This is a genomic window from Pseudomonas sp. IT-P74 (genome assembly GCF_949768175.1).
In the GTDB taxonomy this organism is placed as follows: domain Bacteria; phylum Pseudomonadota; class Gammaproteobacteria; order Pseudomonadales; family Pseudomonadaceae; genus Aquipseudomonas.
Genome location: NZ_CATKQD010000044.1, coordinates 162133 through 184948, shown reverse-complemented (window position 1 = coordinate 184948; position 22816 = coordinate 162133). Strand labels below are relative to the sequence as shown.

The 22816-nt window shown below is 61.3% G+C and carries 21 protein-coding genes; 11 read left to right on the top strand and 10 right to left on the bottom strand.

The annotated features are described in order from the left end of the window. Positions 1-155 precede the first annotated feature (155 nt). The 3 genes from dapE to ACM6J5_RS19255 all read left to right on the top strand — a co-directional run bounded on the left by dapE (position 156) and on the right by ACM6J5_RS19255 (position 2569). Positions 156-1307, top strand: coding sequence for a succinyl-diaminopimelate desuccinylase (dapE, locus tag ACM6J5_RS19265; RefSeq protein ID WP_414929167.1), 1152 nt, complete (start codon positions 156-158; stop codon positions 1305-1307). Next, positions 1307-2116: a putative RNA methyltransferase gene (locus ACM6J5_RS19260; protein WP_095943154.1), complete on the top strand. Its 810-nt coding sequence runs from the start codon at positions 1307-1309 to the stop codon at positions 2114-2116. The genes dapE and ACM6J5_RS19260 overlap by 1 nt, the downstream gene beginning before the upstream one ends. A 75-nt stretch (positions 2117-2191) precedes the next feature. Continuing rightward, the gene (locus ACM6J5_RS19255; RefSeq protein WP_046041100.1) at positions 2192-2569 is read left to right on the top strand and encodes a hypothetical protein; all 378 of its coding nucleotides are present in this window, start codon (positions 2192-2194) and stop codon (positions 2567-2569) included. A 135-nt stretch (positions 2570-2704) separates the two neighbouring features. Here the strand turns inward: ACM6J5_RS19255 and ACM6J5_RS19250 are convergent, their stop codons facing one another. Beyond that, on the bottom strand, positions 2705-2914 hold the full coding sequence (locus ACM6J5_RS19250) for a cold shock domain-containing protein (RefSeq protein ID WP_007954750.1): 210 nt from the start codon (positions 2912-2914) through the stop codon (positions 2705-2707). A gap of 236 nt (positions 2915-3150) precedes the next feature. On the opposite strand from ACM6J5_RS19250, the gene plsB reads away from it, so the two are divergent. From plsB to ACM6J5_RS19235, 3 genes are read left to right on the top strand one after another with little or no spacing between them, the layout of a single operon-like run. Beyond that, positions 3151-5655, top strand: coding sequence for a glycerol-3-phosphate 1-O-acyltransferase PlsB (gene plsB / locus ACM6J5_RS19245; protein ID WP_150673042.1), 2505 nt, complete (start codon positions 3151-3153; stop codon positions 5653-5655). Between the two features lie 51 nt (positions 5656-5706). After that, on the top strand, positions 5707-6105 hold the full coding sequence (locus ACM6J5_RS19240; RefSeq protein ID WP_095943152.1) for a YbaY family lipoprotein: 399 nt from the start codon (positions 5707-5709) through the stop codon (positions 6103-6105). Positions 6106-6130: 25 nt separating this feature from the next. Next, the gene (locus ACM6J5_RS19235; RefSeq protein WP_095943151.1) at positions 6131-6820 is read left to right on the top strand and encodes a DUF4197 domain-containing protein; all 690 of its coding nucleotides are present in this window, start codon (positions 6131-6133) and stop codon (positions 6818-6820) included. Between the two features lie 594 nt (positions 6821-7414). Here the strand turns inward: ACM6J5_RS19235 and ACM6J5_RS19230 are convergent. Continuing rightward, positions 7415-10480, bottom strand: coding sequence for an efflux RND transporter permease subunit (locus ACM6J5_RS19230; protein ID WP_414929166.1), 3066 nt, complete (start codon positions 10478-10480; stop codon positions 7415-7417). A gap of 6 nt (positions 10481-10486) precedes the next feature. Then, entirely contained in the window at positions 10487-11587 is a 1101-nt protein-coding gene (locus tag ACM6J5_RS19225; RefSeq protein WP_095943148.1) for an efflux RND transporter periplasmic adaptor subunit, read from the bottom strand. 93 nt (positions 11588-11680) lie between these two features. On the opposite strand from ACM6J5_RS19225, the gene ACM6J5_RS19220 reads away from it, so the two are divergent. Further along, a complete protein-coding gene (locus ACM6J5_RS19220; protein WP_095943147.1) occupies positions 11681-12319 on the top strand; it encodes a TetR/AcrR family transcriptional regulator in 639 nt (212 codons plus the stop codon). A gap of 124 nt (positions 12320-12443) precedes the next feature. Here the strand turns inward: ACM6J5_RS19220 and ACM6J5_RS19215 are convergent, their stop codons facing one another. Beyond that, entirely contained in the window at positions 12444-13226 is a 783-nt protein-coding gene (locus ACM6J5_RS19215) for a class I SAM-dependent methyltransferase (protein WP_414929165.1), read from the bottom strand. 93 nt (positions 13227-13319) lie between these two features. Here ACM6J5_RS19215 and ACM6J5_RS19210 point away from each other — a divergent pair, with 93 nt between their 5' ends. After that, positions 13320-13940: an energy transducer TonB gene (locus tag ACM6J5_RS19210; protein WP_414929164.1), complete on the top strand. Its 621-nt coding sequence runs from the start codon at positions 13320-13322 to the stop codon at positions 13938-13940. Positions 13941-13962: 22 nt separating this feature from the next. Here the strand turns inward: ACM6J5_RS19210 and ACM6J5_RS19205 are convergent, their stop codons facing one another. The 6 genes from ACM6J5_RS19205 to ppc all read right to left on the bottom strand — a co-directional run bounded on the left by ACM6J5_RS19205 (position 13963) and on the right by ppc (position 20552). Continuing rightward, a complete protein-coding gene (locus ACM6J5_RS19205; protein ID WP_414929163.1) occupies positions 13963-14784 on the bottom strand; it encodes an isocitrate lyase/PEP mutase family protein in 822 nt (273 codons plus the stop codon). 34 nt (positions 14785-14818) lie between these two features. Further along, positions 14819-15679 carry a DUF72 domain-containing protein gene (locus ACM6J5_RS19200; protein WP_414929162.1) on the bottom strand — a complete coding sequence of 287 codons (861 nt, stop codon included), beginning with the start codon at positions 15677-15679 and terminating at the stop codon, positions 14819-14821. Then, positions 15679-15984, bottom strand: a complete 306-nt coding sequence (locus ACM6J5_RS19195; protein ID WP_008051395.1) for a hypothetical protein — start codon at positions 15982-15984, stop codon at positions 15679-15681. The genes ACM6J5_RS19200 and ACM6J5_RS19195 overlap by 1 nt, the downstream gene beginning before the upstream one ends. Before the next feature lie 232 nt (positions 15985-16216). Then, entirely contained in the window at positions 16217-16891 is a 675-nt protein-coding gene (tsaB, locus tag ACM6J5_RS19190) for a tRNA (adenosine(37)-N6)-threonylcarbamoyltransferase complex dimerization subunit type 1 TsaB (protein ID WP_095943141.1), read from the bottom strand. Positions 16892-16985: 94 nt separating this feature from the next. Continuing rightward, positions 16986-17633, bottom strand: coding sequence for an adenylate kinase (gene adk / locus ACM6J5_RS19185; protein ID WP_095943140.1), 648 nt, complete (start codon positions 17631-17633; stop codon positions 16986-16988). A gap of 288 nt (positions 17634-17921) precedes the next feature. Then, a complete protein-coding gene (gene ppc / locus ACM6J5_RS19180; protein WP_414929161.1) occupies positions 17922-20552 on the bottom strand; it encodes a phosphoenolpyruvate carboxylase in 2631 nt (876 codons plus the stop codon). Between the two features lie 203 nt (positions 20553-20755). On the opposite strand from ppc, the gene ACM6J5_RS19175 reads away from it, so the two are divergent. From ACM6J5_RS19175 to ACM6J5_RS19165, 3 genes are all read left to right on the top strand, one after another. Beyond that, positions 20756-21100 carry a pilin assembly protein gene (locus tag ACM6J5_RS19175; protein ID WP_095943138.1) on the top strand — a complete coding sequence of 115 codons (345 nt, stop codon included), beginning with the start codon at positions 20756-20758 and terminating at the stop codon, positions 21098-21100. Between the two features lie 329 nt (positions 21101-21429). Beyond that, positions 21430-21843 carry a DUF4398 domain-containing protein gene (locus ACM6J5_RS19170; RefSeq protein ID WP_095943137.1) on the top strand — a complete coding sequence of 138 codons (414 nt, stop codon included), beginning with the start codon at positions 21430-21432 and terminating at the stop codon, positions 21841-21843. A 45-nt stretch (positions 21844-21888) separates the two neighbouring features. Then, positions 21889-22686: an OmpA family protein gene (locus ACM6J5_RS19165; RefSeq protein ID WP_095943136.1), complete on the top strand. Its 798-nt coding sequence runs from the start codon at positions 21889-21891 to the stop codon at positions 22684-22686. The last annotated feature ends 130 nt before the right edge of the window (positions 22687-22816 follow it).

The window sequence follows — 22816 nt, the reverse complement described above, 5'->3', positions numbered from 1 at the left end:
GGTCTGACTGACCGAACACTATCCCCTGTGGGAGCGAGCCTGCTCGCGATAGCGGTGTAACAATCACAGTTTAAGTTGACTGACACACCGTCATCGCCAGCAGGCTGGCTCCCACATTTAGTCCGTGCCCACATTCATGATTTCCGGAGTTTTCCATGACGGCCCACGCCGACCTTTCGCCGACCCTCCAACTCGCCATCGACCTGATCCGCCGTCCATCCGTGACGCCGCTCGACGCCGATTGCCAGAAGCAGATGATGCAGCGCCTGGGCGATGCCGGTTTCACCCTGGAACCGATGCGCATCGAAGATGTGGATAACTTCTGGGCCACCCACGGCCAGGACGACGGTCCGGTGCTGTGCTTCGCCGGCCACACCGACGTGGTCCCGACCGGCCCGGTAGCGGCCTGGCAGATCGAGCCGTTCAACGCCCTGATCGACGAACACGGCATGCTCTGCGGCCGTGGCGCCGCCGACATGAAAGGCAGCCTCGCCGCCATGACCGTCGCCTCCGAGCGTTTTGTCGCCGACTACCCGAATCACAAGGGCAAAGTCGCGTTCCTGATCACCAGCGACGAAGAAGGCCCGGCGCACCACGGCACCAAGGCCGTGGTCGAACGCCTCGCCGCGCGCAAGGAACGTCTGGACTGGTGCATCGTCGGCGAACCGTCGAGCACCACCCTGGTCGGTGACGTGGTCAAGAACGGCCGGCGCGGCTCCCTCGGCGCCAAGCTGACCGTGCACGGTGTGCAAGGCCACGTGGCCTACCCGCACCTGGCGAAGAACCCGATCCACCTCGCTGCCCCGGCCCTGGCCGAACTGGCAGCCGAGCACTGGGACCACGGCAACGATTTCTTCCCGCCGACCAGTTTTCAGATCTCCAACGTCAATTCCGGCACCGGCGCGACCAACGTGATCCCGGGTGACCTGGTGGCGGTGTTCAACTTCCGCTTCTCCACCGAGTCCACCGTCGAGGGCCTGCAAAAGCGCGTCGCCGACATCCTCGACAAGCATGGCCTGGACTGGCACATCGATTGGGCGCTGTCCGGTCTGCCGTTCCTCACCGAACCGGGCGCGCTGCTGGACGCTGTGTCGGCGAGCATCAAGGACATCACCGGTCGTGAAACCAAGGCGTCCACCAGCGGTGGCACCTCCGACGGGCGTTTCATCGCGACCATGGGCACCCAAGTGGTTGAGCTGGGGCCGGTCAACGCGACCATCCACCAGGTCAACGAACGCGTGCTGGCCGCCGATCTCGACGTGCTGACCGAGATCTACTACCAGACCCTGATCAAGTTGCTCGCCTGATGCTGGCGTGTCCGATCTGCAGTGAGCCGCTCAATGCGGTGGACAACGGCGTGGCCTGCCCCGCCGGGCATCGTTTCGACCGCGCGCGCCAGGGTTATTTGAACCTGTTGCCGGTGCAACACAAGAACAGTCGCGATCCTGGGGATAATCAGGCCATGGTCGAGGCTCGCCGCGACTTTTTGAACGCCGGCCATTACGCGCCGGTGGCCAAGCGTCTGGCCGAGCTGGCGGCCGGTTACGCGCCGACCCGCTGGGTCGATATCGGTTGCGGCGAGGGTTACTACACCGCGCAGATCGCCGATGCCTTGCCGGACGCTGATGGCTATGCGCTGGACATCTCCCGGGAAGCGGTCAAACGCGCCTGCAAACGCAACCCGCAGCTCACCTGGTTGATCGCCAGCATGGCACGGGTGCCGTTGGCTTCCGGCAGTTGCCAGTTCCTGGCCAGTGTCTTCAGCCCGCTGGATTGGGAAGAAGCCAAGCGCCTGCTCAGTGTTGGCGGCGGCCTGATGAAAGTCGGGCCGACCAGCGGCCACTTGATGGAACTACGCGAACGGCTATACGACGAAGTCCGCGAGTACATTGACGACAAGCATCTGGACCTGGTGCCGGAAGGCATGGCGCTGGCGCACAGCGAAACGTTGACGTTCAAGCTGACGCTGGACAAGCCGCAGGACCGCGCCAACCTGCTGGCGATGACGCCCCATGGCTGGCGTGCCAGCGCCGAGCGCCGGACAGCGGTTATCGAACAGGCCGAGCCGTTCGAGACCACCGTATCAATGCGCTACGATTATTTCGTTCTTCAATAACTTTTGGTTCCGGGCGAGTGCCCGGGGCCGGCTAAATCCGCGAATGGATTTTTCAGACCCGCAGTGAGGACATCCATGCGCCAACCCGATATCGAGATTTACCTGAAAGACGCCGACGTCGACCACAAAGCCATTTCCGCCTGGCTCGGTGCGGCATTGGGCCCGTGCACGGATTGGGTCCAGAAGGGCCAGACCTACAAGTGCAAGGCCGGCAACGTGCCAGTGACCTGGCTGCCAAAAGCCGTCGGCAAGTGGAACAGCCTGTACCTGGAAAGCGACCAGACCCCGTGGGACGATGACATCGCCTGCGCCCGCGCCGCGTTTGCCGCACTCAACGTCGAAGTGCGTTGCGCACCGGGTACCTGGGTCGAGGAAGAAGGTGAAGAAACAGCCGATCGCTGGATTCGCATCAGCGCCGATGGTGAAGAAGAAATCACCTGGAAAACCGCGTAAAGCCTGAACACCGCCCCTGTAGGAGCGAGCTTGCTCGCGATGGTCGTCAACGATAACGCGTCAATTCAGTAAAAGCGCGGTGTCCTTGAGTTCTTCGCGAGCAAGCTCGCTCCTACAGTGGTTTTTGCGCGGGGATTACAGACCTACAACATCCTCAGCCTGCAACCCCTTCTGCCCTTCCACCACCGCGTATTCAACCTGCTGGCCTTCGGTCAGTGAACGGTGGCCTTCACCGCGAATCGCGCGGTAGTGCACGAACACGTCCACCCCGTCCTCGCGCTGAATGAAGCCGTAGCCCTTGGCGTCGTTGAACCACTTCACGTTGCCGGTTTCGCGTGTTGCCATTTGTTCATACTCCCTTTTTATTATTGGTCGGGCTTTTCGCAGGAAAGCCTCGGGAACGTCTGTCTGCGTTCGACGTCCCTACAAGGGCACCGACAGCAGACGGCCGAGTATATGACAGGCAGCGAAACTCTCAACTCAAGTTTACTTACCCGCTTTTTTGCCGATTTTCGACGAATCCGGCACACTATCGGCCTCCCGAGCAAACGCTCGGTTTTATTCACTCACGCAGAAGCCGTATGACCCGCTCCCCGTTCCGCCGTCTTGTGTTTGGCACCCTGCGCCGACTGTTGTACCTCTGGGTTCGCTCCGAGACGATCAACCAGTCGTCGTTCACCCTCAACCTCGACCGCAGTCGTCCGGTGTTCTACGTCCTGCAAAACCCTTCGCTGACCGACCTCGCTGTGGTCGACACCGAGTGCAGCAAGGCCGGCCTGCCACGCCCGGTGCTGCCGGTATCGGTGGGCAACCTGCTGGAACCTGCCGCGTTTTTCTACCTGACGCCGGACCCGGACTGGCTCGGCCGCCAGGACAAGCGCGGAGCGCCGCCAACATTGACCCGCCTGGTCAGCGCCCTGAGCCAGAACGCCGCCGAAGACGCACAGATCATTCCGGTGAGCGTGTTCTGGGGCCAATCGCCGGACAGCGAAAACAGCCCATGGAAACTGCTGTTCGCCGACAGCTGGGCCGTTACCGGGCGTCTGCGTCGTCTGCTGAGCATCATCGTGCTGGGACGCAAGACCCGCGTGCAGTTCTCCGCGCCGATCCACCTGCGCGAACTGATCGAGCACGACAAGGGCCACGAGCGCACCGTGCGCATGGCCCAGCGCATCCTGCGGGTGCATTTCCGCAATCTGAAGGCCGCGGTGATCGGCCCGGACATTTCCCACCGCCGCAATCTGGTCAAAGGCTTGCTCAACCAGCCACAGGTCAAACAAGCGATCTTCGACGAAGCCGAGCGCGAGAACATCTCGCCAGAGAAGGCCAAAGCTCAAGCGCTACGCTACGGCAACGAAATCGCCTCGGACTACACCTATACTGCGATCCGTTTTATGGAAGTGGTGCTGAGCTGGTTCTGGAACAAGATCTACGACGGCATCAGGGTCAACCATATCGAAGGCGTGCAGAAGGTCGCCCAGGGTCACGAAGTGATCTACGTGCCGTGCCACCGCAGCCACATCGACTACCTGCTGCTGTCCTATCTGCTGTTTCGCAACGGCCTGACCCCGCCGCACATTGCCGCCGGCATCAATCTGAACATGCCGGTGATCGGCGGCCTGCTGCGTCGCGGCGGCGCGTTCTTCATGCGTCGCACGTTCAAGGGCAACCCGCTGTACACCTCGGTGTTCAACGAATACCTGCACACCCTGTTCACCAAGGGCTTTCCGGTAGAGTACTTCGTCGAGGGCGGCCGCTCGCGCACCGGGCGCATGCTGCAACCGAAAACCGGAATGCTGGCGATCACCCTGCGCAGCTTCCTGCGTTCGTCGCGCATGCCAATCGTGTTCGTGCCGGTGTACATCGGCTACGAGCGCGTACTGGAAGGCCGGACCTATCTTGGCGAGTTGCGCGGTGCGGCCAAGAAGAAAGAGTCGATCTTCGATATTTTCAAAGTCATTGGCGCACTCAAGCAGCGCTTCGGCCAGGTGGCTGTAAACTTCGGCGAGCCGATCAAGCTGGCGGAATTCCTCGACGGCGAACAGCCGGACTGGCGCCAACAGGAACTCGGCCCGCAGTTCAGACCCGCCTGGCTCAACGAAACCACCAACCGCCTCGGCGAGAAGGTCGCCCGGCATCTGAACGAAGCGGCAGCGATCAACCCGGTCAATCTGGTGGCACTGGCGCTGCTGTCGACCACCCGACTGGCACTGGATGACCGGGCCATGGCGCGGGTGCTGGACCTGTACCTGGCGCTGCTGCGCAAGGTCCCGTATTCACCGCACACCACCTTGCCGGAAGGCGATGGCCGGGCGCTGATCGCGCACGTGAAGGACATGGACCTGCTGTCCGAGCAGAGCGATGCGCTGGGCAAGATCCTGTATCTGGACGAACAGAACGCCGTCCTGATGACCTACTACCGCAACAACGTGCTGCACATCTTTGCCCTGCCGGCGCTGCTCGCAAGTTTCTTCCAGAGCGCCTCGCGCATGAGCCGCGAACAGATCCTGCGCTACACCCGCGCGTTGTATCCATACCTGCAGGCGGAGCTGTTCATCCGCTGGTCGCTGGACGAACTGGACGGGGTGATCGACCAATGGCTGGAAGCTTTCGTCGAACAAGGCCTGTTGCGTTTCGAGAACAACGTGTATCTGCGTCCGGCGCCAAGCTCGCGGCATTTCGTGCTGCTGACCTTGCTGTCGAAAAGCATCGCCCAGACCTTGCAGCGCTTCTACATGACCGTGTCCCTGCTGCTCAACAGTGGCCAGAACAGCATCAGCGCCGAAGAACTGGAGGACCTGTGCACGGTCATGGCCCAGCGCCTGTCGATCCTGCATGGCCTCAACGCCCCGGAATTCTTCGACAAGAGCCTGTTCCGCCACTTCATCCAGACCATGCTCGACCTCGACGTGCTCAAGCGCGATGAAGCAGGCAAGTTGAGCTATCACGAACTACTCGGTGAACTGGCCGAAGGCGCGGCCAAGCGCGTATTGCCGGCGGAGATTCGTTTGTCGATCCGTCAGGTGGCGTTGCATCGCAGTGAAGATGCGGCGGATCAACCCGCACCACCGGTCGAAACCGTCTAGATTGATCAGGGCGCCAGTCGGTTCTGGCGCCCTCGATACGGAGATCTTTCAATGAAAAAACTGTCCCTGATCGCAGCCGCCTTGCTGTTGACTGCCTGCCAACATCCGACACCGGCGCCCAAGGCATCCCTCGCTGGTGAAGTCTTCTACCTGCAACGCATCGCACTGCCGCCGAACGCGATCCTCAGCGTCAGCCTGCAAGACATCTCACTGGCCGATGCCCCGGCGAAAGTCATTAACGAGCAACGCGGCCCGGTCAAAGGCCAGGTGCCGCTGCCATTCCATCTCAGCTACGACCCGCTGACGGTAGAGCCCAATCACCGTTACTCAGTGAATGCACGCATTGAAGTCGACGGCAAACTGCTGTTCATCACCACCGAAAATCACGCCGTGCGTCTGGACGGCACCGATCCACAACCGCTGAAGGTCCGTGTCGACGCGGCCCGCTGAGTGTTTTTTGAAAAAGGAAGTTGCCATGCTCCGCCCTACCCTCCGTTTTGCCGGCCTGTGCGCTGGCTTGATGATCTGTGCCAACGCCCTGGCGCTGTCCCTCACCGACCTGTCGCAGAAAGACGCCACCGGTGGGCTCAAGGACGCACTGACCCAAGGCGCGCAACTGGCCGTCAAACAACTCGGCACTCCGGGGGGCTTCAGCAACAACCCCGACGTGAAAATCGAACTTCCGGGCAAACTGGGCAAGGTCGCCAGCAAAATGAAACAGTTCGGCATGGGTGACCAGGTCGATGAACTGGAAGCCAGCATGAACAAGGCGGCGGAAAGCGCCGTGACCCAGGCCCAGCCCATCCTTGTCGACGCCGTGAAGAAAATGACCGTGGAAGATGCCAAGGGCATCCTCAGCGGCGGCAACGACTCGGCCACCCAATACCTGAACAAGACCAGCCGCGAACAGATCCGCGCGAAGTTCCTGCCGATCGTCAAGCAAGCCACCGACAAGGTTGGCCTGGCCCAGCAGTACAACTCGTTCGCCGGGCAAGCAGCGACCATGGGCGTAGTGGATGCGAAGAATGCCAACGTCGAAAACTACGTCACCGAGCAAGCGTTGAATGGCTTGTTCGAAATGATCGGCAAACAGGAAGAAACCATCCGCCAGAACCCGGCGGCTGCGGCGACCAGTTTGGCGAAGAAGGTGTTTGGTACGCTCTGACCCTGGTGCAACCATTGTAGGAGCGAGCCTGCTCGCGATGAGGCCATGTCAGTCGACATCAGCGTTGGCTGACACACCGCAATCGCGAGCAGGCTCACTCCTACAATTTGATCGGGTACATCTGTGAGAGATTGGTTGGCAGGCAGGCCGCCTTCGCGAGCAGGCTCGCTCCTACAATTTGATCGGGTACATCTGTAAGGGAATGGTCGGCTGGCAGGCCGCCTTCGCGGGCAAGCCCGGTCCCACAGTTTTCAAATGTGTACGGACCAAACAACCAGGCCGGCCGGTAGGCCGCCTCGGCGGCTTTTGATTTGCCCGCCCCTTCGGGAGGCTGAGTGGAGGCGTTTATCCGGGGATTGACGCGCAGCGCCGTTCGACGCAGTCGAACTCATCGCATGTAGGTGCCAGCGAAGCCAACCGGAGGGCGATGCCCCCGGATGAATGCCGCAGCGAAGGAACCCCGAGCCTTAGCGAGGGGCCGTACGTTCGGGGCGAGCGTTTTTTGCTTACTTTTTTAGGCGCTTGTAAAAAAGTGAGTCGCCGTAAGGGCGAAACCGCCAGCCGCCGTTACCGAAGAAATGGATATGCACCCAGTCAAACGGCTTCCTTCTTGACCCGGAACCAAGCCGCATACAACGCAGGCAAAAACAAAAGCGTCAACGCCGTGGCCACAATCAACCCCCCCATGATCGCCACCGCCATCGGCCCGAAAAACACACTGCGCGACAACGGAATCATCGCCAAAACGGCGGCAAGCGCCGTCAACACAATCGGCCGAAACCGCCGAACCGTAGCCTCGATAATCGCCTGCCAAGGCTTCAACCCCGCCGCAATATCCTGCTCGATCTGATCCACCAGAATCACCGAGTTACGCATGATCATCCCGGACAACGCGATAGTCCCCAGCATGGCCACGAAACCGAACGGCTGACGGAACACCAACAGAAACAGCGTCACCCCGATCAACCCCAGCGGCGCCGTCAGGAACACCATCGCCGTACGCGAAAAACTGCGCAATTGCAGCATCAGCAAGGTCAGCACCACCACAATGAACAACGGCACGCCGGCCTTCACCGAGTTCTGTCCGCGCGCCGAGTCTTCCACCGTGCCGCCGACATCCAGCAAATAGCCGTCGGGCAGTTCGGCGCGGATCGGATCGAGGGTCGGCATGATCTGCTGCACCAGCGTCGCCGGTTGCTCCTTGCCATAGATGTCGGCGCGAACCGTCACGTTGGGCAGGCGATTGCGGTGCCAGATGATGCCCTCTTCGAAGCCGTATTCCAGGGTCGCGATCTGCGACAACGCGACACTGCGACCGTTATCGGTCGGCACCGCCAGGCTCGGCAGCAATGACAACTCGGTGCGCTCATGCAAGGTGCCGCGCAACAGGATCTCGATCAACTCGTTGTCTTCACGGTACTGGCTGACGCTGGAACCGGTCAGGGAGCTTTGCAGGAACGTCGACAGGTTCGCCGTGCTCACGCCCAGCGCCCGCGCGCGGTCCTGATCGATGTTCAGGTAGACAACCTTGCTCGGCTCCTCCCAGTCCAGGTGGACGTTGACCACATGCGGGTTCTCGCGAACCTTGGCCGCGACTTTGCGCGCCAGCGCCCGCACTTCCTCGATGTGCTCCCCGGTCACGCGGAACTGCACCGGGTAGCCAACCGGCGGACCGTTTTCCAGGCGCGTGACCCGCGAGCGCAGAGCAGGGAATTGTTCGTTAAGGGTTGAGATCAACCAGGTGCGCAGGGATTCCCGTTCTTCGATGGTTTTCGCCAGGACGACAAACTGGGCGAAGCTCGCCGCCGGCAGTTGTTGATCCAGAGGCAGGTAGAAACGCGGCGAACCGGTGCCGACGTAGGCCACGTAATTGTCGATCCCCGCCTTGTCCTTGAGCAGCGCTTCGAGGCGCTTGACCTCGTCGGCGGTGTTGCTCAGCGAAGCACCTTCGGCCAGTTTCAGATCGACCATCAACTCCAGGCGACCCGATGCCGGGAAGAATTGCTGCGGGACAAATTTGAACAGCACGATGGACGCGATGAACAGGACCACGGTCGCGGCGATCACGGTTTTGCGCCAGCGCACGCACCACTCCACCAGACGCCGGACACGCTGGTAAAACGGCGTGGCATACGGATCCGGCTGGCCGGCACCGTGCTTGGCGGCGTGAGTCTTCGCCAGGTCCGGCAGCAGTTTTTCCCCCAGATACGGCACGAAGACCACCGCGGCCACCCACGACGCCAATAGCGCGATGGTGACCACCTCGAAGATCGAACGGGTGTATTCGCCAGTGCCCGATTGCGCCGTGGCAATCGGCAGGAAGCCGGCCGCGGTGATCAGCGTACCGGTGAGCATCGGGAACGCGGTACTGGTCCAGGCATAACTCGCCGCTTTGACCCGGTCGAAGCCCTGCTCCATTTTGATCGCCATCATTTCCACGGCGATGATCGCATCGTCCACCAGCAAGCCCAGGGCCAGTACCAGCGCGCCGAGGGAGATCTTGTGCAGGCCGATGCCGAGGTAATACATGCAGGCGAACGTCATCGCCAGCACCAGCGGAATCGCCAGGGCCACCACCATGCCGGTGCGCACGCCGAGGGAGAAGAAACTCACCAGCAACACAATGGCCAGCGCCTCGACCAACACTTGCACGAACTCGCCAACACCGGTTTTCACCGCCGCCGGTTGGTCGGAGACTTTGCGCAGTTCCATACCGGCCGGGAGGTTTTTCTGGATGCGGGCGAACTCGATTTCCAGTGCCTTGCCCAGTACCAGAATGTCACCACCGTCCTTCATCGCCACCGCCAGGCCGATGGCGTCCTGCGCCATGAAGCGCATGCGCGGCGCCGGTGGATCGTTGAAACCACGGCGCACGTCGGCCACGTCGGAGATGCGGAAGGTGCGATCACCGACGCGGATCGGGAAGTTCTTGATCTCTTCGACCGTCTGAAAATTCCCCGTTACCCGTAGCTGCAATCGTTCGCTGCTGGTTTCGAAGAAACCTGCCGTGGACACCGCATTCTGCTCTTCAAGGGCTTGCTGGACGGCCGCCAGCGGCAAGCCGAGGGTGGCGAGCTTGACATTGGAGAGCTCGATCCAGATTTTCTCGTCTTGCACCCCCAGCAGTTCGACCTTGCCCACATCCTTGACCCGCTGCAGCTGGATCTGGATGCGGTCGGCATAATCCTTGAGCACGGCGTAGTCGAAACCCTCACCGGTCAGGGCGTAGATATTGCCGAACGTGGTGCCGAATTCATCGTTGAAGAACGGCCCCTGAATCCCCGGCGGCAGGGTATGGCGGATGTCGCTGATTTTCTTGCGCAGCTGATACCAGAGCTCCGGTATCTCCACCGAGTGCATGGAGTCGCGCGCGATGAAGGTCACCTGGGATTCGCCGGGGCGGGAGAACGACATGATGCGTTCGTATTCGCCGGTTTCCATCAGCTTCTTTTCGATGCGTTCGGTGACCTGACGCGAGACTTCTTCGGCGGTCGCTCCCGGCCAGTTGGTGCGAATCACCATCGCTTTGAAAGTGAACGGCGGGTCTTCGCTTTGGCCGAGCTTGGTGTAGGAAAGTGCGCCGACAACGGCCAGCAACAGCATCAGGAACAGGACGATCTGGCGATTACGCAGCGCCCATTCGGAAACGTTGAAACGCATCGGGGCTTACTCCTTGTCCGCCAGATTGACCACGCGATTGGAGCGATCCACCGGGCGTACCTGCTGCCCTTCGAGAAGCACATGGACACCGGCGGCCACCACCCAGTCGCTGGCGTTGAGCCCTTCAAGCACCGGAACGGTTTTCTCACCGAAGGCACCGACCCGCACCGGGGCCTTTTTCAAGGTGTTGTTGGCGCTGACGACCCAGACATAGGTCACGCCGTTTTCCGCCGTCAGCGCAGACAGAGGAACGGACAGAGGAACGACGTCGGCGGCCTGCACGAACACCCGGGCGCTCTGGCCCAGTTCGACAGGAACCTTGCCGGAACTGAAGGCAATGCGGGCCGCGAAGGTGCGTGATTTTGGATCAGCCGACGGCGACAGTTCACGGATACGACCTTCGAATCGCTGATCGGGTTGGGTCCAGAGTTCCACCGACACCGGCTCACCGACCTTGAAGCGGCCGAAGTTCTGCTCCGGCAGGCTGATCAAGACTTCACGCTCACCATCGGTTGCCAGGGTGAACACCGTTTGCCCGGAGGCCACCACTTGCCCGACTTCCACCAGACGCTTGGCGACGACGCCATCCTGCGGCGCACGCAACACGGCGTAACTGGCCTGGTTATTGGAAACGTTGAATTCGGCTTTGATTTGCTTGAGCCGCGCTTCGCCGGAGCGGTAGAGGTTTTCGGCGTTGTCGTACTGCGAGCGGCTGACCAGTTGGCGCTCCATCAAGGTCTTGTAGCGATCACGCTCGGAACGTACCAGGTTCAGATTGGCTTCGGCGGCGGCGACCTGAGCTCTGGTGGCCTCCAATTGCAGGCGCACGTCCTGGGGGTCGAGCTCCGCCAAAGGTTGATCGGCCTTGACCCGCTGCCCTTCCTCGACCAGTCGTCGGCTGACTTTGCCGCCGATACGGAACGCCAGGTCCGGCTCATACCGCGCGCGAACTTCGCCGGGATAGCTTTCCATGGCCTGCGCCGAAGGCTCTGGCTGAACCACCATGGCCGGGCGCACGCTGACTTGCGGTGCCTCTTCGTGACCACACGCAGACAATAAAAAAGCCAGGGTGACTGGCAACGCGAGGGGCAAGGCATAGCGGAACATGGTGAAGGACCTTTCGCTAATGGTGCTTTAAATAATTATACTGAGCAGTATGTTATTAATAGCAAACTCACCAGTCCAGTAATAAAAAAGAATATGCCAAACAATCTTTCAGCACCCAATGGCCCAGGCAGACCCAAGGACATGGTCAAGCGCCAGGCGATTCTCGATGCGGCCAAAGCGCTGTTTCTGAGTAAGGGTTATGCCAATACCAGCATGGATGCCGTCGCAGCCGAGGCCGGTGTGTCGAAGCTGACGGTCTATAGCCACTTCAACGACAAGGAGACGCTGTTCTCTGCCGCGGTGATGGCCAAGTGCGAGGAGCAGTTGCCAACGCTGTTCTTCGAACTGCCGGAAGGCGTGGCCGTGGAAACCGTGCTGCTGAACATCGCGCGCGGTTTTCATCACCTGATCAACAGTGATGAATCGCTGAACCTGCACCGTTTGATCATGGCCTTGGGCAGTCAGGACCCGAAACTCTCACTGATCTTCTTCGAGGCCGGGCCTCAGCGCATGCTGCACGGCATGGAACGCTTGTTGAGCAAGGTCAACGAAAGCGGCGCATTGAGCATCGACAAACCGCACAATGCAGCAGAACACTTCTTCTGCCTGCTCAAGGGCGCAGCGAATTTCCGGCTGCTCTTCGGCTGTGGCGAGCCGTTGGACGACGAGGCCGCCGAGAGTCATGTGCAGGAAGTGGTGGGGTTGTTTATGCGGGCTTATCGGCCGGAATGAGCCTGAAAGATTTGTAGAGGAAGTGATGACACCATCGCGAGCAGGCTCGCTCCTACAGTGGTTCCATGCAACACCACAAATCCCCTGTAGGAGCGAGCCTGCTCGCGATGGGTGCGACTCGGTCTTAAGGCTTGAGCGCCTTCTTCGGATAAATGTCATACCGACTGGACTTGCCATCGAGCGCATGGCTCGGCTTCGGCCCTTCGATGCACGGCGCCTTGCGCGGACGCTTGACCACCACCCGGTGGCTGGCCAGGGCCAAGGCGGCTTCGAGCAATGCCGGCGCATCCGGGTCATCGCCCACCAATGGCCGGAACAGGCGCATTTCCTTCTTCACCAGCGCGGTTTTCTCGCGATGCGGGAACATCGGGTCAAGGTAGATCACCTGGGGCGGCTCGCCCTCCCAGTTGCGCATGACCTCGATCGAATTGCCCTTGAGCAAGCGCATGCGCGCCACGATCGGCGCCACGTCGAAATCTTCCGCGCCACGGGCCAGGCCGTCTTCCAGCAAGGCACCGATCAGCGGCTGACGCTCGATCAGGCTCATCTCGCAACCGAGGCTGGCCAGCACGAACGCGTCCTTGCCCAGCCCCGCCGTGGCGTCCAGTACCCGCGGGCGCACACCTTGGGCGACGCCAACGGCCTTGGCGATCATCTGTCCGCTGCCACCACCATACAACCGGCGATGGGCCGCACCACCCTCGACGAAATCCACCCGCACCGGCCCCGGCGCATCCGGCCCCAGCTGTTGCAGTTGCAAGCCCATGTCACCCACCTGCAAGGCAAACTCGCCGTCCGCCACTTGCATTGGCAAGCCCAGGCGCTCGGCCCATTGCTCGGCTTGTGGCTCGAACGCCGCATCGAGGACCTGTACATGGATGCGGCAGACCGCAGGTTGATCAATCATCGGAAAACACGCTCAAAAAATTAATGATCGGCAAAAACGGCCGATAACAAAACTATCGAGCATTTTGCCAGAGCTGAGCGTCGACCGAGAGAAATGTCAGGCATTCAACCCACAATCACAGGTTTTATCTCGCCCTACGGCGACTACAACCTGCGAAACACCCAGGCACTGAGCGGCGTCAGCCACATCTGGCAGGATTTCTTTGCCCGAGCGCTGGCCGAACAGTCGGGTGAAGTGCTGCCGCAATCGCTGAACTTTCCACCGGTCGACCTCGAAAGCCCGGTTGAACCCACCGTTGGCAGCGACCTGCTGGCCCACATCGTGTCCCAGCGCGAATGCGACGTGAAGGACAACGAAATTCGCCCGCCCGAGCCGCTGTTCCTGCCGATTGCCGAATTCGAAATGGACCTGGCCGACAAGCCGTTCCCACCGTTCCCGGCGGACGAAATCGTCGCCCAGCAAAAACAGCAGGACTTCGAAAGCGGCTGGGTTCGCCCAATCGTGTTGAACGCCGGTCAGCCGCTGCCAGACGTCGGCCCTGCCCCGCAACCGCGTCCGCTGCACCTGCCCATCGCCGAATTCGAACTCGACCTGCTCGACAAGCCGTTCCCGCCATTCTCGCCAGAAGAACTAGTGGCGCAGCAAAAACAACTCGATTTCGACAATGGCTGGGCGCGCCCGATCATCCTGCAGAACCTGCGCATCGCCGCCTGATCCTCAGCCGCGCCCTCTTCCCTCAGCCTTTGAAAAACTGATTGGCCTTCTGATACGGCATCGACCGGGACGTGAAACCGAACGTGCCTGACGTCTGGATTTCTTCGGCGGCGCGGAAGAATTCGCCATAGGCCGCCAATGCCAGCGCCGAACCGACGCTGATGCGTTTGACGCCCATTTCACCCAACTGCGCGACCGTCAGCTTCAAGCCGCCCGACATCAACACATTCACAGGTTTGGGCGCCACGGCGCGCACCACCGCCAGCACATCCTCGGCGCTGCGCAGACCCGGTGCGTAGAGCACATCGGCACCGGCCTCGGCGAATGCCTGCAAACGGCGGATGGTGTCGGCCAGATCGGGATTGCCGTGCAGGAAGTTTTCCGCCCGGGCAGTCAACGTAAAGTGGAACGGCAGACTGCGAGCGGCAGCCACAGCGGCTTCGATGCGCGCCACGGCGTGTTCGAAACAATAGATCGGGCCTTCTTCGCGGCCGGTGGCATCTTCGATCGAACCACCGACGGCGCCGGCCTCTGCCGCGCGCAAGATACTTTTCGCGCAGTCGGCGGGGTTGTCGGCAAAGCCGTTTTCCAGGTCGACTGCAACCGGCAGGTCGGTGGCGGCGACAATCGCCTGAACATTCATCAGGGTATCGTCGAGGGTCAATCCGCCATCGGCACGACCCTGGGAAAAGGCGTAACCGGCACTGGTGGTCGCCAGCGCCTCGAAGCCGAGACTGGCGAGCATTTTCGCTGAACCGGCATCCCACGGATTGGGAATCACAAAAGCCCCGGGGTGTTCGTGAAGGGCTTTGAACGCCTGGGCTCGAAGGGTTTGCGCATCCATTGGGCAGGCTCCTGAAGAGGGGAAAGAATTCGCCTCAGAGCAGGCCAAGTTGCTCGGCGACGGGTTCTCTGTATAGCTCAGGCAGCGCCGGCAAGCCAGGCAAACGCAGCATCAGGCGCGCGTGAAAACGCTGCGCCAGTTTCGCGGCCAGCAGGTTGTCGGCGGTGTGCAGGAAGATGTACGGCGTGCGGCCTTCTTCGATCCATAACGCGATTTTCTCGACCCATGGTTCCAGAAACACATCGTTGGCCTCAAGCGTTGGATGGCCGATAAAACGCACCTGCGGGAATTGCGTGAATGCCGCAGGGCGCGGTGGCACCCGGGGCTTCTTCGATTGGGCGTGGAGCACCGAGGGCTCGGTCGAGGTGCAACTGAACAGCGCACGGGGATCGAGACAGATGCGCTCGACGCCGCGATCCAGCAGCAAGCGGTTGAGCATTCGCTCGCTGTCACCCTTGGCGAAAAACTCGTCGTGCCGCACTTCCACGGCCAGCGGTCGCTGAAGGGCATCGATGAATCCGGCCAGCTCAGGCAAACGTTGGGGCGTGAAGCTTTTCGACAGTTGTAACCACAATGGCGACACTCGTTCGCCGAGCGGGTTGAGCAATTGCACGAAGGTCTCGGCGGCAGTCAACTGCTCGCGCAGATCGCCACCATGGCTGATCTCGCCGGGGAACTTGGCGGTGAAGCGAAAGTGCTCGGGCATGGTCTCGGCCCAACGCTGCACGGTGCTGACGGCCGGGCTCGCGTAGAAGGTCGTGTTGCCTTCCACGGCATTGAAAACCCGGGAATAGAGATCAAGGAAATCGGCGGGTCTGGCGTCCGGCGGATACAGGTAGTCGCGCCAGGCGTTTTCGCTCCAGGACGGACAACCGAGGTAATACGGCAGCAGCATCAGATGTACAGGTCGAGACCCAGCACATCCGCTTCCCAATCGACGAAACCGGCGGTGCTCAGGTAGCTCGCCAGGGCTGTCGCCACGCTTTTGCTCATGGCACGGTGGTAAATCAGGTCTTGCTGACGGGCGGGAAGATTGCTCAGTTTTTGCGCAGAGGCTTTGGCGGCGCGGGCAGCCAGTTGCTCTTCAGTCGGGAATTCCAGCTCGCCTTCGATATCAATGGCGTCGTCCTCCACCACGCGGCCTTTGCGAGGCTTGCGCTTGATGGGGTAGGACTGAGAGGAAACGCCGTCTATACGCATACGTGCATACTCGGAATCAGTGATGGCAGTTTAGTGGCGCAAAAACCACTTCGCAAACCGCCGAGTGATAACTAGAACACATAAAAGGCAAAAGGTTTAAAAGCCGCGGTTAGAAAATGACGATTGGTGAAAACCGGTAGATCGCATCGCGAGCAGGCTCGCTCCCACAGGTTCTGCGCACCCCCCTGTGGGAGCGAGCCTGCTCGCGATTGGACCGACTCGGCCCTGAATACTATCGAGCTTTAGGCGTCGCCACCTTGTCGCGCAAATAAACCGGCTGCGCCTCATCGGCCACGATTGCCTCGCCGCGTTCCCAGGCAAACCGCGCCAAAGTCAGCAAGTCTTGCGCGTGGGGCAACATGCCCGCGTCCTGCCCGCTCAGGCTGACAGCGATGCGCTCGCCATAACCCCAACCGGTGCCTGCGCCGAACCATTCACCGCCGGCATCGATCGGCAATGCAGCGGACTCCGGCGGCAGCACCGCTTCAGTACCCACCAGGCGCATCTCTCCGGCCGTTTCGCGGTAGCAACCCCAATACACTTCATCCATGCGCGCATCGATGGCGGCGGCGACCTGAGTGGCGCCGTGTTCACGCAACGCACGTTGCGCCAGCACGGCCAGGTTCGACACCGGCAGCACCGGGCGCTCCAGGGCAAACGCCAGGCCTTGCACCACACCGATGGCGATGCGCACGCCGGTGAAGGCGCCCGGGCCACGGCCGAACGCGATGGCGTCGACCGCTTGCAGCGTGGTACCCGCATCGGCCAACAGTTGCTTGATCATCGGCAACAGCTTCTGCGCGTGCAGGCGCGGGATCACCTCGTAATGGCTCGTGACCTTGCCGTCATGCAGCAAGGCAACGGAGCAAGCTTCAGTCGCGGTGTCCAGGGCCAGCAAGGTGCTCATCGATGTATCCACAAGAGAGATCAGAAAAAAGTGCGTCAGTATAAACAACTACGGCCCGCAAGCGGGCCGTGGATGATGCAGCGGATCAGACTTTTCAGCTCAGGGCTGCAAGCACCTTGGCGGTGATCGCTTCAACCGAACCGACGCCTTCGATGTGGCTGTACTTCGGCTTGCCATTGGCAGCCGACAGCGTCTGGTAGAACTCCACCAGCGGCTTGGTCTGGGAGTGGTAGACCGACAGGCGATGACGCACGGTTTCTTCGGTGTCGTCCTTGCGCTGTACCAGCTCTTCACCGGTGACGTCGTCAAGGCCGGCTACTTTCGGCGGGTTGTAGACGATGTGGTACACGCGACCGCTGGCCTCGTGAACACGACGGCCGGCGATACGCTGGACGATTTCTTCGTCTTCAACGGCGATTTCAACCACGGCATCCAGTTCAACACCGGCAGTCACCAGGGCTTCAGCCTGGGGAATGGTGCGCGGGAAGCCATCGAACAGGAAACCGTTGGCGCAGTCGGACTGGGCGATGCGGTCCTTGACCAGTGCGATGATCAGGTCATCGGACACCAGGCCACCGGCATCCATGATGCCCTTGGCCTTGATGCCCAGCTCGGTGCCGGCCTTGACCGCTGCACGCAACATGTCGCCGGTGGAGATTTGCGGAATGCCGAATTTTTCGGTGATGAACTTAGCCTGAGTACCTTTACCGGCCCCGGGAGCTCCCAGCAGAATGACGCGCATCGATGTGCTCCTCAATTTTTTATATGGATAACGTCAGATTCGCCTCGTGGGGCCAATCTCAAAAATAGGGTCGTGACCGCCCAAACGGTCAAAGGCTGATCAAGATACACAGCAGGCTGCGCCCACACAAGACGCCGAAAGTCGGAGAAACCGCTACCTCTTGCGACCATTGCGCGCGGTTCCCCAAGTCGCAACCCCATCATTAACTGTCGCCTGGCAGCACTTTTACACCCGTCATACGGCGGCATCCGGCTCACCCGCCGGATGCCTGACCTCACGGCAAAAACCTTAGCCGGTATTACGCAAACCGGCGGCAATACCCGCCACAGACACCAGCAAGGCCTGTTCTACCGGGCTGCCCTGCGCCACGTCCTGCACTCTTGAACGGGCCAGCAACTCGGCCTGCAATAGATGAAGCGGGTCGAGATAGGTGTTGCGCAAGCGGATGAACTCAAGGGTCGCGGGGCTATGTGCCAGCAGCTGCGACTGCCCGGTCAGGCCGAGAACAATGGTGCATGCCTGCGACAATAGGTCGCGTAAATGCGCACCCAATGGCAACAGATTCGGCTCCACCAGACGCTCATCGTAGGACTGTGCAATGTCGGCATCGGCCTTGGCCAGGACCATTTCCAGCATGTCGATGCGGGTGCGGAAGAATGGCCACTGCTCGCGCATCTGCCCCAGCAGCTCACCTTCGCCACGCTCCAGTGCCTTGCTCAGGGCCGCTTCCCAACCCAGCCAGGCCGGCAGCATCAGGCGCGTCTGGGTCCAGCCGAAGATCCACGGAATCGCCCGCAGGCTTTCGATCCCCCCGGCCCGGCGCTTGGCCGGACGACTGCCCAGTGGCAAACGGCCGAGCTCCTGCTCCGGCGTGGACTGGCGGAAATACTCCACGAACTGCGGATTTTCCCGCACCACGGCGCGATAGGCACTGACCCCGTCCGCGGCCAGTTCGTCCATCAAATGGCGCCACTCGGGCGTAGGTGGTGGCGGAGGCAGCAAGGTCGCCTCCAGCACGGCGGCCAGGTACAGATTGAGGTTTTGCTCGGCGATGTCCGGCAGGCCGAACTTGAATCGAATCATTTCCCCCTGTTCGGTGGTACGGAAACGCCCCGCCACCGAACCCGGTGGCTGCGACAGGATCGCCGCGTGAGCCGGACCGCCACCACGCCCCACGGTGCCGCCGCGACCGTGGAACAGCAGCAGCTCGACTTGTTGTTCGCGGCAGATATCCACCAATCGCTCCTGCGCCCGGTACTGCGCCCAGGCCGCCGCGGTGGTACCGGCGTCCTTGGCCGAGTCGGAGTAGCCGATCATCACTTCCTGCGGCCCTTGCAGGCGCGAGCGATAACCTGGCAACAGCAACAGCTTCTCGATCACCGGACCCGCGTTGTCGAGGTCGGCCAGGGTTTCGAACAGCGGCACCACGCGCATCGGCCGCAACACGCCGGATTCCTTGAGCAACAACTGCACGGCCAGCACATCGGAAGCCGCACCGGCCATGGAAATCACATAGGAACCGAGGGATGCCGACGGCGCAGCGGCGATTTCCCGGCAGGTTGCCAGCACCTCGGCGGTGTCAGCGGAGGGTTTGAAGTACGTCGGCAACAAGGGCCGACGATTGCTCAATTCGCGCATCAGGAAGGCAATGCGCTCTTCCTCGCTCCAGCCCTCGTAGCGTCCCAGGCCGAGGTAGTCGGTGATTTCGGTCATCGCCGCAGTGTGCCGCGAGGAGTCCTGGCGTACATCCAGACGAACCAGGAACAGACCGAATGTCACCGCCCGACGCAGGCAATCGAGCAGCGGCCCGTCGGCGATCACACCCATGCCGCACTCGTGCAAAGAGCGGTAGCAAAGCTCCAGAGGATCGAGCAGTTCGCGGTTGTCTTGCAGCACATCGATCGGTGCCGGAGCTGGCGTCGACAAGGCCGCGTGCGCCCAGTTACGCGTTGCCCGCAAGCGATCGCGCAGCTGTTTAAGCACTGCACGGTACGGTTCGGCGCTGTCTCCCGCCCTGGCCTTCAATTCATCGCTGGCCTGCTGCATCGACAGCTCAGCGGCCAGGCGATCGACATCGCGCAGGTACAAATCGGCCGCCATCCAGCGCGCCAACAGTAAGACTTCTCGGGTCACCGCCGCCGTCACGTTCGGGTTGCCGTCACGGTCGCCGCCCATCCACGAGGCAAAGCGGATCGGTGCCGCCTCGAGGGGCAGGCGCAGGCCGGTAGCGGCGTGCAGGGCCTGATCGGCCTTGCGCAGGTAATTGGGAATGGCCTGCCACAGCGAATGCTCGATCACCGCGAAACCCCACTTGGCTTCGTCCACCGGTGTCGGGCGCGTGCGGCGGATTTCCTCGGTGTGCCAGGCTTCGGCGATCAGGCGTTGCAAGGTGGTCTTGATCTGCTCGCGCTCGGCGCTGGTCAGGTCACGATGATCCTGAGCCGCCAGTTGCGCGGCGATGGCGTCGTACTTCTGGATCAGTGTGCGGCGTGCAACTTCGGTGGGATGGGCCGTAAGTACCAGTTCGATCTCCAGCCGGCCCAGTTGCCGGGCCAGCGCGTCGGCGCCATGCCCCTCGGCGCGCAGGCGCGCGAGCAACTCCGGCAGCACCCGGGCTTCGAACGGCGCCGCCTGGGATTCCTCGCGGCGGTGAATCAACTGATATTGCTCGGCGATGTTGGCCAGGTTGAGAAACTGGTTGAACGCCCGAGCCACCGGCAGCAACTCGTCTTCGCTCAGCTGATTGAGGCTGGCGCTGAGTTCAGCGTCCATGGAGCCGCGCCGGTCAGCCTTGGCGCCTTTGCGGATCTGCTCGATCTTGTCGAGAAAACCGTCGCCATATTGCTCACGAATGGTGTTGCCCAACAGCTCACCCAACAGGTGAACGTCCTCGCGCAAGCGTGCATCAATATCGGTCATCAGCAGGTCTCCAGCAAAAAATCCGGGCGGCTAGGAAACAAGAGAGTGCCGCCCCAGACAGGTTCTTACAAGCAAGACGACGAAGGGCCTTTAAACCTTGCCTGTTGAGGCTAGTCTTGAACGGTAAGCCGTACAACGGTTGTCACCGGCCAGTGCCGGACACTCACTCTGCCCGCCACGAGCGGGAGCGCAATGAGGTCAATATGAAAATCCGCGAGCTTGCCCACCACTGGGAAGAAAACGCCAAGGGTCGCCTGACCGACACCGGCTACTCGATTCATCTGGACGTAGAGTCTGCCGCACGCCTGGCCGCGCTCGTCGAGATGTACCCCAAGCGGCATCCCGAAGAACTGCTCGGCGATCTGATCGGCGCCGCACTGGAAGAACTGGAAAGAAGCTTCCCGTACATCAAAGGCACGACCGTGGTCGCTACCGATGAAGAAGGCGATCCGCTGTACGAAGACATCGGGCCGACCCCGCGCTTTCTGGCGCTGTCCCGTCGGCATCTGCACGATTTGTCGGTGCCTGACGACAAACAGAAGCACTGAACATCCGCAAAACCTGTGGGAGCGAGCCTGCTCGCGAAGGCGCGCTGTCAGTTGGAATTGATGTTGACTGACACGGCGCTTTCGCGAGCAGGCTCGCTCCCACATTAGTCCATATTCCAATTCAAAAAATCGCACTTCTCCTGCCCTAAAGGGCACTGTCGACTCGATCCAGGTTTTTCGATAGCCGGCTATTTTCTCTGAACTTTCAAAAAAAACCTCGGGTCAACCCAAGTAACCACGCCTGGGACGAGTGTTTCAAAACGCCCCTCAATTGATGGTTTCAGCGCCTTGCCCAGGGTGGATTTCGACGTTTTTCAGGAGCTGGCCCAATGGAGTTGAAGACCATGAAAACCCGAACCAGCACGTCCTCATTTACCTGTTCGCGAAGCCTCAAACTGGCGGCGCTGGCCCTGGGCAGCAGCCTGGTGCTGGCCGGCTGCGCCGGTAACCCGCCGACCGAGCAGTACGCAGTCACCCAATCGGCCGTCAACGACGCCGTGAGCGCCGGCGGCACCGAGTTCGCCGCCGTGGAAATGAAGTCGGCCCAGGACAAGCTCAAGCAAGCCGAAATAGCCATGCACGACAAGAAGTACGACCAGGCCCGGATGCTCGCCGAACAGGCCGAATGGGACGCTCGCGTGGCCGAGCGCAAGGCCCAGGCGATGAAGGCCGAACAATCAGTGAAGGACGCTCAGAAAGGCGTCCAGGAAATGCGTCAGGAAAGTCAGCGCACCGTTCAGTAAGCGGCGCGGCGCCACGCATTCCCACTCGACTAAAAGGACGAAATCATGAACCGTAAACAACTGATGATCCCTGCCCTGCTGGCTGTCACCGTAGCCCTGGCGGCCTGCTCCACACCACCGAACGCCAACCTCGAACAGGCCCGCAGCAACTACAGCGGCCTGCAAGCCGACCCGCAATCGGCCAAGGTCGCGGCCCTGGAAACCAAGGAAGCCAGCGACTATCTGAACATGGCCGATAAGGCCTACATGGACAAGGAGGACACGGCCAAGGTCGACCAGCTTGCCTATCTGACCAACCAGCGCGTCGAAGTGGCCAAGCAGACCATTGCCCTGCGCACCGCCGAGGCCAGTCTGAAAGATGCCTCGGCACAACGGGCTCAGGCGCGCCTCGACGCCCGTGATCAGCAGATCAAACAGTTGAAGGACAGCCTCAACGCCAGGCAGACCGATCGCGGAACGCTGGTGACCTTCGGGGATGTGCTGTTCGCCACCGACAAGGCCGAGCTGAAATCCAACGGCCTGATGAACATCAACAAACTGGCGCAGTACCTCCAGGAAAACCCCGAGCGCAAAGTGATCGTCGAGGGCTATACCGACAGCACCGGCACGGCGTCGCACAACCAGTCGCTGTCGGAGCGTCGCGCGGGCTCCGTGCGTGCAGCACTGGTGAAGATGGGCGTTGATCCGGCGCGTATCGTCGCCCAGGGCTACGGCAAGGAGTATCCGGTGGCGGATAACAGCAGCACCTCGGGCCGGGCGATGAACCGTCGGGTGGAGGTGACCATTTCCAATGACAGTCGGCCGGTGATGCCGCGTTCGGCGGTGAGTTCATACACCCAATAATCAGCCGCAACACAAAAACCCGTGGGAGCCAGCCAGCTGGCGATAGCGGTGTATCAGTCAACATCAATGTTGAATGCACAATCGCTATCGCCAGCAGGCTGGCTCCCACATTGGTTCTGTGTTGCCTGCG

What these genes read in the sequence shown, in the direction of transcription:
- plsB (WP_150673042.1), top strand. Translation starts at nt 3,151, where the DNA reads ATGACCCGCTCCCCGTTCCGCCGTCTTGTGTTTGGCACCCTGCGCCGA.
- adk (WP_095943140.1), bottom strand. Translation starts at nt 17,633, where the DNA reads ATGCGCGTCATTCTGCTGGGAGCTCCCGGGGCCGGTAAAGGTACTCAG.
- ACM6J5_RS19235 (WP_095943151.1), top strand. Translation starts at nt 6,131, where the DNA reads ATGCTCCGCCCTACCCTCCGTTTTGCCGGCCTGTGCGCTGGCTTGATG.
- ACM6J5_RS19225 (WP_095943148.1), bottom strand. Translation starts at nt 11,587, where the DNA reads ATGTTCCGCTATGCCTTGCCCCTCGCGTTGCCAGTCACCCTGGCTTTT.
- ppc (WP_414929161.1), bottom strand. Translation starts at nt 20,552, where the DNA reads ATGACCGATATTGATGCACGCTTGCGCGAGGACGTTCACCTGTTGGGT.
- ACM6J5_RS19230 (WP_414929166.1), bottom strand. Translation starts at nt 10,480, where the DNA reads ATGCGTTTCAACGTTTCCGAATGGGCGCTGCGTAATCGCCAGATCGTC.
- ACM6J5_RS19175 (WP_095943138.1), top strand. Translation starts at nt 20,756, where the DNA reads ATGAAAATCCGCGAGCTTGCCCACCACTGGGAAGAAAACGCCAAGGGT.
- ACM6J5_RS19250 (WP_007954750.1), bottom strand. Translation starts at nt 2,914, where the DNA reads ATGGCAACACGCGAAACCGGCAACGTGAAGTGGTTCAACGACGCCAAG.
- ACM6J5_RS19255 (WP_046041100.1), top strand. Translation starts at nt 2,192, where the DNA reads ATGCGCCAACCCGATATCGAGATTTACCTGAAAGACGCCGACGTCGAC.
- ACM6J5_RS19220 (WP_095943147.1), top strand. Translation starts at nt 11,681, where the DNA reads ATGCCAAACAATCTTTCAGCACCCAATGGCCCAGGCAGACCCAAGGAC.
- ACM6J5_RS19260 (WP_095943154.1), top strand. Translation starts at nt 1,307, where the DNA reads ATGCTGGCGTGTCCGATCTGCAGTGAGCCGCTCAATGCGGTGGACAAC.
- ACM6J5_RS19165 (WP_095943136.1), top strand. Translation starts at nt 21,889, where the DNA reads ATGAACCGTAAACAACTGATGATCCCTGCCCTGCTGGCTGTCACCGTA.
- tsaB (WP_095943141.1), bottom strand. Translation starts at nt 16,891, where the DNA reads ATGAGCACCTTGCTGGCCCTGGACACCGCGACTGAAGCTTGCTCCGTT.
- ACM6J5_RS19240 (WP_095943152.1), top strand. Translation starts at nt 5,707, where the DNA reads ATGAAAAAACTGTCCCTGATCGCAGCCGCCTTGCTGTTGACTGCCTGC.
- dapE (WP_414929167.1), top strand. Translation starts at nt 156, where the DNA reads ATGACGGCCCACGCCGACCTTTCGCCGACCCTCCAACTCGCCATCGAC.
- ACM6J5_RS19170 (WP_095943137.1), top strand. Translation starts at nt 21,430, where the DNA reads ATGGAGTTGAAGACCATGAAAACCCGAACCAGCACGTCCTCATTTACC.
- ACM6J5_RS19215 (WP_414929165.1), bottom strand. Translation starts at nt 13,226, where the DNA reads ATGATTGATCAACCTGCGGTCTGCCGCATCCATGTACAGGTCCTCGAT.
- ACM6J5_RS19195 (WP_008051395.1), bottom strand. Translation starts at nt 15,984, where the DNA reads ATGCGTATAGACGGCGTTTCCTCTCAGTCCTACCCCATCAAGCGCAAG.
- ACM6J5_RS19205 (WP_414929163.1), bottom strand. Translation starts at nt 14,784, where the DNA reads ATGGATGCGCAAACCCTTCGAGCCCAGGCGTTCAAAGCCCTTCACGAA.
- ACM6J5_RS19210 (WP_414929164.1), top strand. Translation starts at nt 13,320, where the DNA reads ATGTCAGGCATTCAACCCACAATCACAGGTTTTATCTCGCCCTACGGC.
- ACM6J5_RS19200 (WP_414929162.1), bottom strand. Translation starts at nt 15,679, where the DNA reads ATGCTGCTGCCGTATTACCTCGGTTGTCCGTCCTGGAGCGAAAACGCC.